The organism is Myxococcus hansupus, from assembly GCF_000280925.3.
Lineage (GTDB): Bacteria > Myxococcota > Myxococcia > Myxococcales > Myxococcaceae > Myxococcus > Myxococcus hansupus.
The window spans coordinates 7,901,955-7,915,807 of sequence record NZ_CP012109.1; the positions used below are offsets into that span (position 1 = coordinate 7,901,955).

Consider the following 13,853-nt stretch of genomic DNA (forward strand, 5'->3'; position numbering starts at 1 on the left):
GCGGCTGCCGGGAGCGAATCCAGACCCTGCGGTTCCCCCTCCCGTGGCGACGTCAGCCCGAAGCATATTGGGTGTCAATATCTGGAAGTCAATGAAGGCGGGAGAACTTCACGCTCCGTCTCCGGGCTCCCACCCGCCCGGAGCACCTGTCCGGGGCCGCTCCCGCCGGTCGCCAATGACGCGAGCGGGCACTCCCGCGACGATGGCCCAGGCCGGAACGTCCTGCGTCACGACGGCCCCCATGGCCACCACGGCGTGGTCGCCCACGCTGACACCGTCAGTGATACCGGCGTTCGCCCCCACCCAGACGTCCGCGCCGATGACGAGCCCTCGGGATGTCACGGGCTGGTCACGAACCGGCCGGTCCGGGGCGATTCCATGGTCGAAGGCATAGAGGGTGGCGCCGGTGGCGATGCGAGTCCCCTCGCCGATGCGGATGCCCGCCGCGCCGCCGTCCAGGCTCGCCCGGGCGTTGATGCTCACCCCCGGCCCCAGCACCACGGGGCCATGGAGGAAGACGTCCGCGGCGATGCTGCACCCCCGGCCGATGACGACGGTGCGCCCGAGCTCGGCGAAGATGCGTGCCTCGGGGGCGATGAAGCACCCTTCCTCGATTTCCACCGTCTCCATGTCGCGCAGGTGCTGCTGCACCTCGCGCTGCCAGGCCTCCGCCCACCCGCGGTGACGCGGCTTGAGGACGAAGTAGAGCCACGGCATCCAGGAGAGCCGTCGCTTGTGCTGCTCACGGCGAAGCGCGTCCAGGTCCACGCCCGTTCCCTATCACGCTCCGGTGGCCAGACGTGCGGGTTCCCAGGTGAAGCGGCACCGCTCGCGCTCCCGCGCGGTGGCCTCCGCGTCCTCCTGCGTGGGCTCCAGGCGTGACACCAGGTCGCCCGGCTCCCAGGTGTAGGGCTCGCCGTTGAGGCGCACCTGCCCGTCCACCAACGCCTGGGAGACCTCCAGCACGGGGACCTGCTTCAAGTCCCGCAGCAGGGCCTCGAAGCGCCCCTGCCGCGCCGGGTCCAGGAAGCGGAAACGGAAGCGCGCCAGGGCCGCCAGGTGGAACCACATGGGCCGGAAGGCCACGCCCGTGAGGGAGAGCCGCTTCGCCATCAGCAGGAGCATCTCCGTCGCCTCGCGCGCCAGCCCCAGTCCGGGCACGTCCTGCCCCGGGAGCCGCTGACGGCCCTCGCCAAAGCGGGCGCGCGGGTGGCGCAGGCTGAGCCAGTTGACGAAGAGGAAGGGCTCACCCGCCAGTGAGCGGCGCTCCACGACACAGTCCACCAACAGGTGCTCCTGGCCGCCCGCGCTGCCGAGCACCTCCATGCGGTCGCCCTCCCCCACCGAGCCCACCTGCACGCGCACCCGGCTGTACCCCAGGCGCTCCACGTAGGAGAGGATGCCGTAGCGGAAGAAGGCGTACTCCAGCACCTGCGCCGTGTAGTAGCCCAGCACCCGTGGCTGGAGCCTGCCGCCGCCCAGGCCCAGCGAGCCCTCCAGGTCCTCCTGGGTGATGGGCTCGTCCAGCGGCGTGGCGCCTTCACGCGTCAGCAGCCGGGCGATGTGCTGGTAGCGCGCGCTCAGCGGATCATACCGGGCCTTGATGCGGCGGCGCCCCTGCCCCGCCAGCACGAGCACCGTGCCCGCGAACACCTTCCACGCGTCGCGGTGGTAGCCGCCGCCCGGGAGCCAGACGCTGGGGATGCCCCGCAGCGCGCGCGCCACGGCACGGTCCCTGCGCCGCGCGCCGTCCAGCGACAGGCCCACGCGGCCGAAGCGGTCGCCTTCCAACACGTCGCTGCCCGCGATGACGAAGGCCACGTCGGGCCTGGGCATCCGCGATAGGAGCCCGTCGAGCAGGGCCAGGTAGGTCCGGTCATCCGTGTGCGCGGGGACGCGCGTCTCGTCCACCTCCGGCGCGAGCGCACCCCAGTCACTGCCAGACAGCGAGCCAATCCAGGCCCGCTTCTGCCCCGCGAGACACTCCGCCGTGCCGTCGGGCGGGTGGGCGTCCAAGTCCAGCACCACGGCCTGCCCCTCGAAGCCGTCCGCGTGCAGCGCCGCGAGCGCCACCGCGATGTCATTCACGGCGCAGAAGCCGCCACCACGCGCGGGGGCGGCGTGGTGGAAGCCGCCCGCCATGTTCACCACCGGGCCACCTCGCGCCACCGCGAGCCGCGCGGCGGCCAGCGTGCCACCGCAGACACGGCGCAGGTTGGACAGCAGGGCGTCCACCGGTATCTCCGCGGGGTCGGTGGCGAAGATGCGCGCGAGCGTCTCGGGCTGGCCGAGCGATTCCAGGTAGGCGGCGTCATGCACGCGCGCGAGGTCCGCGAAGCCGACGGGCTGCGGGTGGTGCACGTCCCGGGAGCGCAGGGCGCGCGCCTCCAACAGGTACCAGGTGGTGAAGTCCACGCCGCGGGGCTCGATGCCCACCGAGGACTCGATGCCCGTGAGCGGCAAGCGGTAGGACTCGTCGTAGAAGGCGGGCACCGCGGCGCCGCCCCACCTCATCCACGACAGCCAGTCCCGCGGGCTCATGACCCCATGTCTCTCACGGGGGTGCCCTGGGGGCCAGGGGCCACGAGCCACCTCGGCTCGGAGGCCCGGGTGAGCTTCGCGAAGTGAACGGCGTCGAGCGTCATGACGCGGACCGCCACGCCAGCCGGCGCGACACCGGAACGAGGGGCACCGCGCGCCCTGGCCCGCCCGCCGCTGGCGGAATCACGGCTCCGCTGTGCCACGAAGCGCCCCCAAGACACGCGAGGCCCGGCGACGACGGCGCCACCGCGATGGAAGCGACCTCACTCCACCGGGCGCCGTGCCTCCGCGCGCAAGGCGGGACTGCGGCGGCGCAGCGCCCGCGCGCAGACGGCCATGAGCAGCGCCCACGCCAACCCGGCCACCCAGCCGCCCAGCACGTCCGTGGGGTAATGCACGCCCAGATAGACACGCGTCAGGCCCACGAGGAAGGGCAGCAGCAGGGACACCGCGAGGACATAGATTTTGAGCCGCTTGCGCTCGGCGAGCTGTCCCAGCAGCGCGCCCAGCGTGAGGTACACGGTGGCGGACAGCATCGCGTGCCCACTGGGGAAGCTCTGGCTCATCACCTCGGTGAGGTGCGGCACCACGGACGGGCGGGGCCGGGCGAAGAACTGCTTGAGCAGGACGTTGAGTCCCGCGCCGCCCAACGTCGCGCCGAGCACCAGCAGCAACGTCCGGTAGCGCCGCACCAGCAGCAGGAAGCCGCACACCGCCAACGTGACGAGCGCCAGCACCGGGACGCCGCCCAGCGCCGTCACATCCTCCGCCGTGCGCCGCAGCCACCAGGGCCCCCGAGGCCTCGCGGGGTCCTCGGGGCTGCGCAGGGCCAGCAGCACGCGTTCATCGAGCTGCTGCGTCTCGCCCTCGAGCACCTCGTCGGACAAGACGATGAAGCCGAGGCAGCAGAGCAGCAGGAGGAGCAGCAGCCCCAAGAGCCGCGTCACCGCCACGTCCCATCCCGACATCCACTGCCAGAGCCTGCGCCACATGTCCGTGACTGTATGCACTCACGCGCGGAACGGGGCGACGCTCACGCGGAACGTCCGCTGGCGCGCGCTAGGGACGCTCGACGACCTCCACGCCCAGGGCCACCTGCCCCACGCCCGCCACCCGGACCTTCTGGACGATTCGCCCGACGTCCCCGTACGTGAGGGACTGGTCCGCCTTGAGCAGGAGCCTCCGCCCCGGCTGCTTCCGCATCTCCGTCTGGAGCCGGGCCAGGAAGGCGGCCTCATCGGGATAGAGGTCGTCTTCGACGTACAGCTTCCGGTCCGCCGTCATCGACAGGAAGAGGGGCTCTTCGGCCGCCTTCGCCTCCGGTTGGGAGGCCTTGGGCAGCGTCACGTCGCGCCCGCGCTTCATCAGGGGCGTCACCACCATGAAGATGATGAGCAGCACCAGCACCACATCCACGAGCGGGGTGACGTTGATGTCGCTCTTGATTCCACCCCGGCCAGCACCAGCGGACATACCCATGCGCGGTTGCTCCAATTGAAGAGGCAACCCGAGAGGTAGCTGGGCATGAAGGGACGCTGGCGGGCAGCCCGCCAGGATTCCGTCACCGTTGCGTCATGGTGACGAGGGCCTCTCGGCCGCTAGCCCGGCATGCGGATGTGGTCCTTCCCCGCGCTGCCGAAGGCCGCGCCGAGCACGCAGAAGACGTGCAGCACGAAGCCGGGGATCAACAAGAGCCAGTAGCCAGCGCCCACCATCAGGAACCACAGGACGGCGCGGATGAACTGCCCCTTGTAGAGCTGCCCCAGCCCGGGGATGAAGAAGGACAGCACCCCGGCGATGAGGAAGTTGAAGCGACGCTCGCGGATGATGTCGGTGGCCATGGCGGTCTCCAGTCCTGCTCCCCATATAAAGGAGGGGCCAGGGCGGCGAAAGCCCTGGAGTGAACGGCTGGACGCTCGGGCCACGAGCGGCACGGTCTCCCCGAGCCTGGCTGCTATCAAAGAGCCCCCAGGAGGCACTTCCATGGCCATTGCCACCATTGACCCGGCGACGGGCAAGACGCTGCGCACCTTCACGCCCCTCACCCCCGAGGAGCTGGAGGCGAAGCTCCAGACCGCCGCCGAGACGTTCCGCACCTACCGCCAGACGACCTACGCCGACCGCGCCGTCTGGCTGAGGCGCGCGGCGGACCTGCTGGAGGCCGAGGCCGGCCGCTACGGCCGCATCATGACGCAGGAGATGGGCAAGCCCCTGGAGGCCGCGAAGGCCGAGGCGAAGAAGTGCGCCACCGCCTGCCGCTACTACGTGGAGAAGGGGGAGGCGCTCCTGCGCGACAAGCCCGTCGACCTAGGCAGTGGCCGGGCCTTCGTGCGCTACCAACCGCTGGGGCCCGTGCTGGCCATCATGCCGTGGAACTTCCCCTTCTGGCAGGTGGTCCGCTTCGCCGCGCCCGCGCTGATGGCGGGGAACGTGGGCCTGCTCAAGCACGCGCACAACGTGCCGCAGTGCGCGCAGGCCCTGGAGGAGCTGTTCCTCCAGGCCGGCTTCCCACGTGGCGCGTTCCAGAACCTGCTCATCGAGACATCCGAGGTGAACCGCGTCATCGAGGACCCGCGCGTCCGCGCGGTGACGCTCACCGGCAGCGAGGGCGCCGGACGCGCGGTGGGCGCCGCCGCGGGCAAGGCCATCAAGAAGGTGGTGCTGGAGCTGGGCGGCAGCGACCCGTTCGTCGTCATGCCCAGCGCGGACCTGGAGAAGGCAGTGGAGACGGCGGTGTCCGCGCGGCTCATCAACAACGGTCAGTCCTGCATCGCCGCCAAGCGCTTCATCGTCGCGGACGCCATCTACCCGGAGTTCGAGCGCCGCTTCGTGGAGCGCATGAAGCGCGTCACCGTGGGCGACCCCATGGAGGCGAAGACGGACCTGGGCCCGCTGGCCACGCGGAGCATCCTGGACGGGCTGCACGCGCAGGTGGAGGCCAGCGTGAAGGCCGGCGCGAAGCTCCTGCTGGGCGGAAAGCCGCTGGAGCGCCCGGGGAACTTCTACCCGGCCACCGTCCTCGCCGAGCCGCCGCCCGAGGCGCCCGCCTTCCACGACGAGCTCTTCGGCCCCGTGGCCACGCTGCTGCGGGCCCGCGACGTGGACCATGCCATCACGCTGGCCAACGCGACCCCGTTCGGCCTGGGCGCCAGCGTGTGGACGCAAGACGAAGCCGAGCAGCGCCGCTTCATCGACGGCATCGACGCGGGCATGGTGTTCGTCAATGCCCTGGTGGCCTCGGATGCGAGGCTGCCGTTCGGCGGCGTGAAGCACTCCGGCCACGGACGCGAGCTGGCGGACGTGGGCATCCACGAGTTCCTCAACATCAAGTCGGTCCGCATCGCCGAGCCAGACGGAGGCGCGAAGCAGGCGCCTCCCTCCAGCAAACTTGGCGAGTAACGCGCACGCGTCGCGCGTGGGCTCAGCTCCCCGCGCACTCCACTCGGCACGCCGCCTTGCACTGATTGACCTGCGTGGTCGTACCCACGCAGGACGGATAACAGTTCGCCAGACACGGTGTCAGGCGCTGCTCGGTGGACGAGGGCTCGAAGCCCACGTCTTCGGCGTCCTCCGCCGGACCACAGCCAGAGACCATGCAACCCGCCACCGCCAGCATCGCGACGATTCGCTTCATGCGCACGACTCCTTGCAGGTGATGAAGCGAGGATTCTCCATTCCAGACACGCACCGGACAAGGGACCCCGCCGGTTCGGATTGAAACCCGTTGGCGCGACACGTCATGTCCCATGGCAGGCTTTGTCAGCGCGCGGGCTATAATGCGGCACAGCAATCCCTCGCAGCCCCCCGGAGCGTGCCCATGAAGAAGGTGTTCCTCGCCGTGCTGTCGTTGTCGCTGCCCGCCTTCGCCGCGCCCGAGTTCGACCCGGAAGACGTGTCGGTGGACCCGGAGGAACTCGTGAGCCAGGAGGCGTTCGACGAGGCCAGCAAGGGCCGTGACCTGCTCCCGTTCTGCTGGAACCTCCACTACACCTCCTGTGCCCGTCAGAACGCGACGCAGGCTTGTACGGATGGCATCTGGTCCGACTACGTCTGCGTCTGCCGGCCGCTCGGGACGCGCAACGTCTGGGACTGCCCCGAGGTCCGCTGACCCGCCCCAAGCCAGGGTCCGGGCTGACATTCGTGCCACCCGGGCCCTGACATGGAAGTCGTGACTTCCTACCAGGGAGCAGCCGCGCTGCCTCGGAGACCGTGCGGCATGGGTGTTGCTTTGTTGCATCCGCAATCACCCCTCTGGAGGCACCGTGCATTCATCGAAGTCCGTCGCGCCCCTCGGCTCGCGATTCCGTCACTGGGCCGGCCGAGCAGTCCTGCTCATCGCCTGCGTCGGCAGCATGGCCACCTCCCGCAATGAGCCGCCGCCGTCCCCCAAGCCAGACGGTCCGCCCCCGGAGGAGCCGACGATCGCGACCTTCAGGGGGAGGCCTTTTGACTTCACGGACCAGCAAGCGCTCGTGACGCGTCGCGTGCTCGTCTCCATCCCGCCGCAGGAAGAGGCGCTCTCCGGAGACATCGTCGTGGAGGCCGAAATCCAGGCCCGCTGGCAGCCCGCCACGCCGCCGCCCCGAGGAAGCGCCTCGCTGTATCTGTCATTGACGCGTGAGGACGGAGACGGCCACAGCGAGCCCGCCACCATCCCCTACCCGGAATACGACCCACCGCTGAACCCTCTCTCGCGACGGGTCCACCTCTCCCACTTCATTGAATGCATCCCCCTCCAGCCCTGCTCGTGGGAGGCAGACCTCGATTTCCACCTCGACGGCGATGCGCAGGGCACGGTCCACATCCAAGAATGGATGTTGCGCGTCCGGGTCAGCCCCAGCGTCGTCGAGAGACCCCTTCAAGGCTCCGTTTCCATCCTCGGAGTCGAGGAGCCCTGAGGCCCCGACATAAAAGTCGGGGTTTCCCCTGGGCCCGCCCCGGAATCTCCTCGGGGCCGATACGGCATGGGCGTTGCTTCGTTGCATCTGCAACCGCCCCCCGGGAACCCCGTGCCTTCGTCGACGTCCGTCATCGCCCCTGACTCCCCGCTCCGAAGTGGACTCATCCGTGCCGCGCTGCTCCTCACCAGCGTCGGCACGCTGGCCACCTCGGAGCCCCGCGCGACCATCATCATCAGCTTCCCCGACCATCCCATCCCCCCCGTCACGCTCACGAGCCAGCAGGGCCACACGAAACGCCACGTGACGGTTCGCATCGCGCCCCAGGCGCAGGCCTTCTCCGGGGACGTCTCCGTGTCAGCCAGCATCCTGGCGCGGTGGATCCCCGCCAGTCCGTTGCCGGCCACCGGCGCGCCCCCCACGCTTCACCTGGCCTGGACACACGCGAACCAGCGAACCGCCTTCGCGTCCAACCTCCGGATGGTCGAACACGACGCCTTGCAGTTCCAGGGCAGCGTGGACGTTCCGCGTCCCATCGACTGCGAAGCCCAACAAGAATGTCTGTGGGAGGCCGACCTCGAATTCAAGCTCGAGGACAAGGCCCCGGGGCGGTTCGAAGTCTTTCAATGGGAGCTGCGCGCCGAGCTCCATCCGAGCTCTGGCAAGAAGCTCCCCGCGAAGGATGTCTTCCTCACCGTCGCGCAGCGCTGAATCACAACCAGCGACAGCCAGGGCCGGACACCCACGTCAGGGTTTCCTCACGGCCCGGTGAAGGCTCCCCTCGAAACAACCCTGGCATGACCGTTGCTCTCCGGCCCCAGCATCCACCCCTGGGGGTACCGTGCATTCCTCGAAGTCCTTCACCCGCGCAGGCGCATTGATTCGCAACGGGGCTGCTCGCGCGGCGCTTCTCCTCGCCTGTCTCGGAACCGTGGCCACGTCCCAAAGCCACACCACGACGGCTCAATTCACCGGGCCGACGTTCACGATGTCCGCGGAGCAAACCAAGGTCACCCGCCACGTCACCATTCGCCTCACGCCGAAGGAGGACATCAGCGCCTCCGTGAGCGTGGACGCACATGTGAAGGTCCGATGGACGCCGGAGGATGCGAGCGCGCCCACGCCCCGCTTCCATCTGCGCTGGGCCGACGCCCTCCGGGATGGCCATGACGAACCGCCCTTGAGTGCCCAGCCGCTGCCCGTGGATCACCACGCCGAGTACAGCCTCACCCCGAACTGCACCTCCAGGCAGGAGTGCATCTTCGAAGGGGACCTGGAGTTCCACCTCGACAGCGAGGCCCCGGGCACCCTCGACATCACCGAATGGAACCTGGGGGTCGCCGTCTATCACGACACCCCGGACGAGCTGTCCAAGCAGGACATCTTCATCACCTTCTCGGACCGCTGAAGCATGGCCACCGCACTTGAACGGCCGACGCCGGGCAGCGCCATGCTCCATCCCGCCATCCTCGTGGCGGTGGCGCTGCTCATCCTCAACGACCACGTGTTCAAGGCGCGGTGGCCATCCTGGTGGACCGGTAAACTCTCGGACGTGGCGGGGCTCGCCATGTTCCCGCTGCTGCTCCAGGGTTTGTGGGAACACCTGAGCCCCCGCGATGCCCGGAACTTTCAACCATCCCGGGCGGTGCTCCACGCCTGCGTCCTGGCGACAGGCGTGTGCTTCTCCGTCATCCAGGTCTCCGAGCTCGCGGGGGACGCCTGGCGCTGGGGGCTGGGCCTCCTGCAATGGCCCGTGTACGCGGCCTGGGCGCTCGTCACGGACGCGTCCTGGATTCCGCCCGTGCGCCCCGTCAGGCACACCGCCGACGTCGGGGACCTCCTGACGCTGCCCGCCTTGTGGGTGGCCTTGAAGGTCGGCTGGCAGCGGTGCGCGCCCGTCGACACACAGCCGTGACACACGCCACGGCGAGGTGAGGCTACCGCGTCCGGACGCGGCCACCGGGCGCGCCGTGGACCTCCTCCAACGCCTGCGTCACCGCCTCCACCTCCGCGCCCAACTGCTCCACGCTCTGGCGGAGGCCCTGGCCCGCGACGTCCTCGTCCACGGTGTCCGCCGAGCGCACGCGCAGCACCTGCGCGTAGAGGCCCTCCAGCGTGTAGTAGAGGCGCATGTGCTCGGCCTCCAGCCGCGCCGCCGCGGTGACGAGCTCCGCGCGCTGGTGCCGCTGCGCATCTAGCGCGGCCAGGGCTCCGGACAGCCGCTCCTTCACCACCGCGTCGGACTCCGTGGCCACGCGCGCCGCCAGCGTCTCGCGCTCCTCCGCCAACCGCTGGGACGCCTCCGCGGGCACCAGCGCGCGCAGCTCCCGCTCGCGGCGCACCAGCGCGTGACACCCCTGCCGCAGGGCCTCCACGGTGCGCTCGGGCGCGTGCACCACCTCGCGCAGCACCGGCGGCCCGTCACGCAGGGCCTCCATCAACCGGGCACAGAGGGCATCCACCTTCGCCACCCGGGGGTCCTCGTCCACCGCGCCCGAAGGGGTCCGCGGCGGAGGCTCGGCCTCACCCGCGCGGGACTCGTCGCGGCGGGGCCGCTCCAGGTGCTTCACCGACGCCAGCAGGAGCCCCAGGGCCACGAAGGCGAGCCACCACAGCCGCCGGGGCTGCCCCAGCGCCATGAGCACGCACGTTATCGCGATGGCGACGTACGCGGCGCCCCGGCCGGGGTTGCGCGAGCGGTTGGAGCGGAGCGCCTGCTCGGCGCGGCGGGCCTCGTGCTTCGCCTCCCGCCGCCACTGCTTCTCCCACTTGCGGCGAATCTTCCGGGGCGGCATCTGCCCGGTGCGGCGCACCCAGGCCTCCACCGCCGCGTCCTCGCGCGCGCGGCCCTCCGACAGCGCGTCCTCCAACCTGAGCAGGCGTTCATGTTGGAGCCGGGTGGGTGTGGAAATCGGTGGTTGAGAACGTCCGCGGGGCACGAGGTGACGATAACGACGACACCCCCTCCCTGGGAGGGCAAGCGCACCATTCGCCGCCTGCTGAATATGCAGTCCGTAAGAAACGGAAATGCTCAACCGTTTGCATTCGCCCAGGGAAACTCCGTAGAGAATGTGCGCCGTCGGGGGGCGAAAAAGGGGGCAGGTGCCGTGGAGTTACCGGAGGAGAAGGGGGAGAGTGCTGGGTGGGAACCCGAGACCATCCGCGCGTTGCGGGGTGAGCAGAGCCGCGCGGCCTTCGCTCGCCTGCTGGGCGTCACCCCGCTCACCGTCTATCGCTGGGAGCTGCCGAGCGAGGCCCCCCAGGCCCGCCGTCCGCGCGGCCGCGTGGCCGTCGCGCTCCGCCAGCTCGCGGCCCGTGGCGGCGCGCCGTCCCCCACCGTCACGTTTTCCAAACGTCAGGAGCTGCACCCCGAGGAGCTGGCGCGCATCCTCCCCTGCGTCACCCATTTGACACGCGCCGAGTGGCGCGCCGCCGAGGAGGACCTGCTGTCGCTGCTGGCCTCGGGCGTGCTGCGAACCCCGGTGGCCGGGCCATGGCGGCGGTGGGACTGGCGTACCTCCAACGCTGGGGCCGCGAGGACAGCCGGGGCGCCTTCACCACGCTGTTGCCGCACCTGGCCACCGCGGAGGCCGGCATCCTCCCTGAAGAGGTGGAGCTGCGCGTGCTCGCGATGGCGGCCAACCTCTACGCGTCTCCGGACGGCAAGCTGTTCGACGCGAACAAGTCCGCCGCGTGCGTGGCGCGCGCGGAGGCCCTGCTGGCCAACCACGATGACCCGGAGGTGCGCTGCCAGTTGCGCATGGCCGAGGTGGCCTGCGGCTTCTACCTGGGCGAGGCGGAGCGCATCACCCACGGCTCCGGGCGGCTCAGCGAGGCGCTGGTGGGCGTCAAGGACCCGGCGCTGCGGCTGCTGGCCGAGGACGCCTGCGCGCACGAAGCGGCCCTGCGCGGCGAGGCCACCGCGGCCACGCGCCGCTTCCGCGACGTCGCGCAGGGCGCGGCGCGCATGGGCTACGCCTTCCTGGAGGCGCGCAACCTGGCCTTCCTCGCCCAGCGCAGGTTGGAAGAAGCCTGTGAGCCGTCCGAGGCGCTCCAATTGGTGCGCCGCGCGCGCGAGGCCGCCTACGGCGGGCGCATGGCCCGGGGCTTCTCCTTCATCTTCGCCGCGCGCGCGGAGGCCGAGGCCCTGCTGCGGCTGGCGCGCTTCACGGAAGCCGAGACGGTGTTGGACGAAGCGGACGCCGTGGTGGAGGAGCTGCGCTGGACGCCGCTCTACCTGACGGTGACGCGCGCGCGGCTGTACCTGCTCACGGGCCGGTACTCCGGCCTGCGCCGGCTGGCCCGGCACCTGACGGCGTACGACGGCACCATCCAGCGGGCCCTCACGGGCGCCTACGCCCAGTTCGCGGAGTCACTGGCGGACCTGGCCGAGGGCCGCGCGCTGCGCGCCGCCGAGGGCTTCGCCGCCGCCGGTCAGCGCGTCCTGGAGCTGGGCGGCTGGCCCTACCTGCGCCGCGAGTGCCTGCTGTATGAGACGTACGCGCGCGTCTACGCGTGCCAGCGCGACGAGGGCCGCGTGCTGCTGCGGCGGGCTCGCGCCTTCCTGGAGCGCATGCCGTCGGCGTGGCACTCCGCCCTGCTCCACCGCTTCGAGGCCTTGCTGCACGTGCTGGATGGCCGCACCGCCGAGGCCCGGGAGCTGCTCCAGGCCTCGCTGGGCACCTTCAGCCTCACCGGCGACCTGTGCATGGCCGTCTACACCCGCCACCTGCTGGCGCTGCTGGCGCGCATGGACGGCGACCCCGCCGCCGGCGAGCTGCTGGCCGCCAGCGAGGCGGAGCTGCACCGCGTGGGCATGGCGGTCCACCAGCAGCACTTCATCCACTACGTGGCCCATGAGCCCTCCGTGGGCGTCGACCCGGCCACCGCCAGCGAGGGCCGGCGGCTGGGAGCGGAGGCGCTGGTCGTCCCCTTCGAGCGGCTGTCCGTGCGCGGCATGGGCGCCCCCCTCATCCAGCGCGAGCTGATGGCGGTGGTGGAGGGACTGTTTCCCCAGAGCGCCCCCCGGCTGGAGGAGCTGGACTCGCAAGGCCAGGCCACGCCGGTGGCGGGCGAGTCGTCCGTGCCGGCCACCGAGTCCGTGGAGTTCGGGGACGGCTGTGGCCGGCGGCTCCGGCTGGGCGTCGCGGGCACGCTGCCACCGGATGGCCGCGCGCTGCTGACCGCGCTGTCCCGACTGGGCGGCTTCGCGATGGAGGTCGCCACCCTGCGGGGCTTCGCGCAGTCCGACCTGCCCGCCGACACAACCAGCGGCGAGGACACGCGCGACGCGGACGTCCCCGGCTTCATCGCCGCGTCCCCCGCCATGAAGCGGCTTCGCGCCGACCTGGCGAGCCTGTCCTCCAGCCGCGCGACCGTCATCGTCACCGGTGAGTCCGGCGCCGGAAAGGAGCTGGTCGCCCGAGCGCTCCACGCCCTGTCCGCCCGCTCGCAGCAGCCCTACGTGGCCTTCAACTGCGCCGCCGTGCCCCGGGACCTCTTCGAGGGCCAGCTCTTCGGCCACCGGCGCGGCGCGTACACCGGCGCGGCCACGGACCACCCGGGCGTCATCCGCGCCGCGCACGGCGGCACCCTGTTCCTGGACGAGATTGGCGAGCTGCCCCTGGAGGTCCAGCCCAAGCTGCTGCGCTTCCTGGAGAACGGCGAGGTCTTCCCCCTGGGCGAGACGCGGCCCGTGGAGGTGGACGTGCGGGTGGTGGCGGCCACGCACCGGGACTTGAGCCAGTTGGTGAGGGAGGGCCGCTTCCGAGAGGACCTCTACTACCGCCTCCAGGTGGTGCCGGTGCGCGTGCCCCCGCTGCGGGAGCGGCGCGAGGACGTGGTGGCGCTCGCCCGGCACTTCGTCCGGCAGCTCACGCCCCAGGGCATGGACCCACCCCAGTTGGGGCCGGACGCCATCGCGGCGCTGATGGCGCACCCGTGGCCCGGCAACGTGCGCGAGCTGCGGAACGTGATTGAGCGGTCGATGGCCTACGGGCCCTTCCCGGCGGTGCTGGGAGCGGAGCAGATGCGCATCGCGGGCTGAAGTCAGAGGAGTGTCCTCAACCCGCGATGCGCTCCGCCCTGTTTCCCCACACCCCTGTGGGAAGCGACTCCAGAGGAACGTGCCTCTGGAAAAACACACCCGCGGGACGGAGAGGGGGGAAACTCCGGCCCGGGGTGCCGAGGCCACCGAAGCGGCCTCCATGTGGAAGGTTCGTGCTGGGACGCCCGCGCAGCGCCGGATGCACTTGTCCTGAGTGTTAAGCACCCGGCGTGCCAGTGCCCGGGAGGGCCATTGACTCAAATGGAAATCATCCGCGCGCCCGTCCGGGGCCCGGGCATATCCAATGGGTGCAGCACGGCATCCATCTGAATCATTCCGGAAACACTGGATGTGTCCTACCCAGGGGC

14 protein-coding genes are annotated in these 13,853 nt (G+C 70.8%); 7 read left to right on the forward strand and 7 right to left on the reverse strand.

Features of this window, described 5'->3' with window-relative positions:
- Positions 1–108: 108 nt before the first annotated feature.
- The 5 genes from A176_RS31030 to A176_RS31050 form a co-directional block, all read right to left on the reverse strand.
- Positions 109–768, reverse strand: coding sequence for an acyltransferase (locus tag A176_RS31030; RefSeq protein WP_002636051.1), 660 nt, complete (start codon positions 766–768; stop codon positions 109–111).
- 12 nt (positions 769–780) lie between these two features.
- Complete coding sequence (locus A176_RS31035; RefSeq protein WP_002636052.1) at positions 781–2,541, reverse strand: arginase family protein; 1,761 nt, start codon at positions 2,539–2,541, stop codon at positions 781–783.
- Between the two features lie 263 nt (positions 2,542–2,804).
- A complete protein-coding gene (locus tag A176_RS31040) occupies positions 2,805–3,533 on the reverse strand; it encodes a phosphatase PAP2 family protein (protein ID WP_002636053.1) in 729 nt (242 codons plus the stop codon).
- Between the two features lie 67 nt (positions 3,534–3,600).
- Positions 3,601–4,020 carry an ExbD/TolR family protein gene (locus tag A176_RS31045; protein ID WP_002636054.1) on the reverse strand — a complete coding sequence of 140 codons (420 nt, stop codon included), beginning with the start codon at positions 4,018–4,020 and terminating at the stop codon, positions 3,601–3,603.
- A 119-nt stretch (positions 4,021–4,139) separates the two neighbouring features.
- On the reverse strand, positions 4,140–4,382 hold the full coding sequence (locus A176_RS31050) for a hypothetical protein (RefSeq protein WP_002636055.1): 243 nt from the start codon (positions 4,380–4,382) through the stop codon (positions 4,140–4,142).
- Positions 4,383–4,524: 142 nt separating this feature from the next.
- On the opposite strand from A176_RS31050, the gene A176_RS31055 reads away from it, so the two are divergent.
- On the forward strand, positions 4,525–5,940 hold the full coding sequence (locus A176_RS31055; protein ID WP_002636056.1) for an NAD-dependent succinate-semialdehyde dehydrogenase: 1,416 nt from the start codon (positions 4,525–4,527) through the stop codon (positions 5,938–5,940).
- A gap of 22 nt (positions 5,941–5,962) precedes the next feature.
- Here A176_RS31055 and A176_RS31060 read toward each other — a convergent pair whose 3' ends face one another.
- The gene (locus A176_RS31060; protein ID WP_002636057.1) at positions 5,963–6,175 is read right to left on the reverse strand and encodes a hypothetical protein; all 213 of its coding nucleotides are present in this window, start codon (positions 6,173–6,175) and stop codon (positions 5,963–5,965) included.
- Positions 6,176–6,358: 183 nt separating this feature from the next.
- Here A176_RS31060 and A176_RS31065 point away from each other — a divergent pair, with 183 nt between their 5' ends.
- The 5 genes from A176_RS31065 (at position 6,359) to A176_RS31085 (ending at position 9,354) form a co-directional block, all read left to right on the forward strand.
- Positions 6,359–6,649 (forward strand): hypothetical protein, encoded by a 291-nt coding sequence (locus A176_RS31065; protein ID WP_002636058.1) that lies wholly within the window; start codon positions 6,359–6,361, stop codon positions 6,647–6,649.
- A gap of 364 nt (positions 6,650–7,013) precedes the next feature.
- Entirely contained in the window at positions 7,014–7,439 is a 426-nt protein-coding gene (locus A176_RS31070; RefSeq protein WP_144429650.1) for a hypothetical protein, read from the forward strand.
- Between the two features lie 111 nt (positions 7,440–7,550).
- The gene (locus tag A176_RS31075) at positions 7,551–8,150 is read left to right on the forward strand and encodes a hypothetical protein (protein ID WP_002636060.1); all 600 of its coding nucleotides are present in this window, start codon (positions 7,551–7,553) and stop codon (positions 8,148–8,150) included.
- A 277-nt stretch (positions 8,151–8,427) separates the two neighbouring features.
- Positions 8,428–8,847, forward strand: coding sequence for a hypothetical protein (locus A176_RS31080; protein WP_002636061.1), 420 nt, complete (start codon positions 8,428–8,430; stop codon positions 8,845–8,847).
- A gap of 3 nt (positions 8,848–8,850) precedes the next feature.
- Positions 8,851–9,354 (forward strand): hypothetical protein, encoded by a 504-nt coding sequence (locus tag A176_RS31085; RefSeq protein ID WP_144429651.1) that lies wholly within the window; start codon positions 8,851–8,853, stop codon positions 9,352–9,354.
- A gap of 22 nt (positions 9,355–9,376) precedes the next feature.
- Here the strand turns inward: A176_RS31085 and A176_RS31090 are convergent, their stop codons facing one another.
- Complete coding sequence (locus A176_RS31090) at positions 9,377–10,309, reverse strand: hypothetical protein (protein ID WP_002636063.1); 933 nt, start codon at positions 10,307–10,309, stop codon at positions 9,377–9,379.
- Positions 10,310–10,932: 623 nt separating this feature from the next.
- Between A176_RS31090 and A176_RS31095 the strand changes: the two genes are divergently transcribed.
- On the forward strand, positions 10,933–13,485 hold the full coding sequence (locus tag A176_RS31095; protein WP_226994037.1) for a sigma-54-dependent transcriptional regulator: 2,553 nt from the start codon (positions 10,933–10,935) through the stop codon (positions 13,483–13,485).
- Positions 13,486–13,853: the final 368 nt, after the last annotated feature.

Bases quoted from the DNA above. Each gene is read 5' to 3' on its own strand.
- A176_RS31035 (WP_002636052.1), bottom strand. From the start codon at position 2,541: ATGAGCCCGCGGGACTGGCTGTCGTGGATGAGGTGGGGCGGCGCCGCG.
- A176_RS31095 (WP_226994037.1), top strand. From the start codon at position 10,933: ATGGCGGCGGTGGGACTGGCGTACCTCCAACGCTGGGGCCGCGAGGAC.
- A176_RS31080 (WP_002636061.1), top strand. From the start codon at position 8,428: ATGTCCGCGGAGCAAACCAAGGTCACCCGCCACGTCACCATTCGCCTC.
- A176_RS31085 (WP_144429651.1), top strand. From the start codon at position 8,851: ATGGCCACCGCACTTGAACGGCCGACGCCGGGCAGCGCCATGCTCCAT.
- A176_RS31060 (WP_002636057.1), bottom strand. From the start codon at position 6,175: ATGAAGCGAATCGTCGCGATGCTGGCGGTGGCGGGTTGCATGGTCTCT.
- A176_RS31065 (WP_002636058.1), top strand. From the start codon at position 6,359: ATGAAGAAGGTGTTCCTCGCCGTGCTGTCGTTGTCGCTGCCCGCCTTC.
- A176_RS31040 (WP_002636053.1), bottom strand. From the start codon at position 3,533: ATGTGGCGCAGGCTCTGGCAGTGGATGTCGGGATGGGACGTGGCGGTG.
- A176_RS31055 (WP_002636056.1), top strand. From the start codon at position 4,525: ATGGCCATTGCCACCATTGACCCGGCGACGGGCAAGACGCTGCGCACC.
- A176_RS31045 (WP_002636054.1), bottom strand. From the start codon at position 4,020: ATGGGTATGTCCGCTGGTGCTGGCCGGGGTGGAATCAAGAGCGACATC.
- A176_RS31050 (WP_002636055.1), bottom strand. From the start codon at position 4,382: ATGGCCACCGACATCATCCGCGAGCGTCGCTTCAACTTCCTCATCGCC.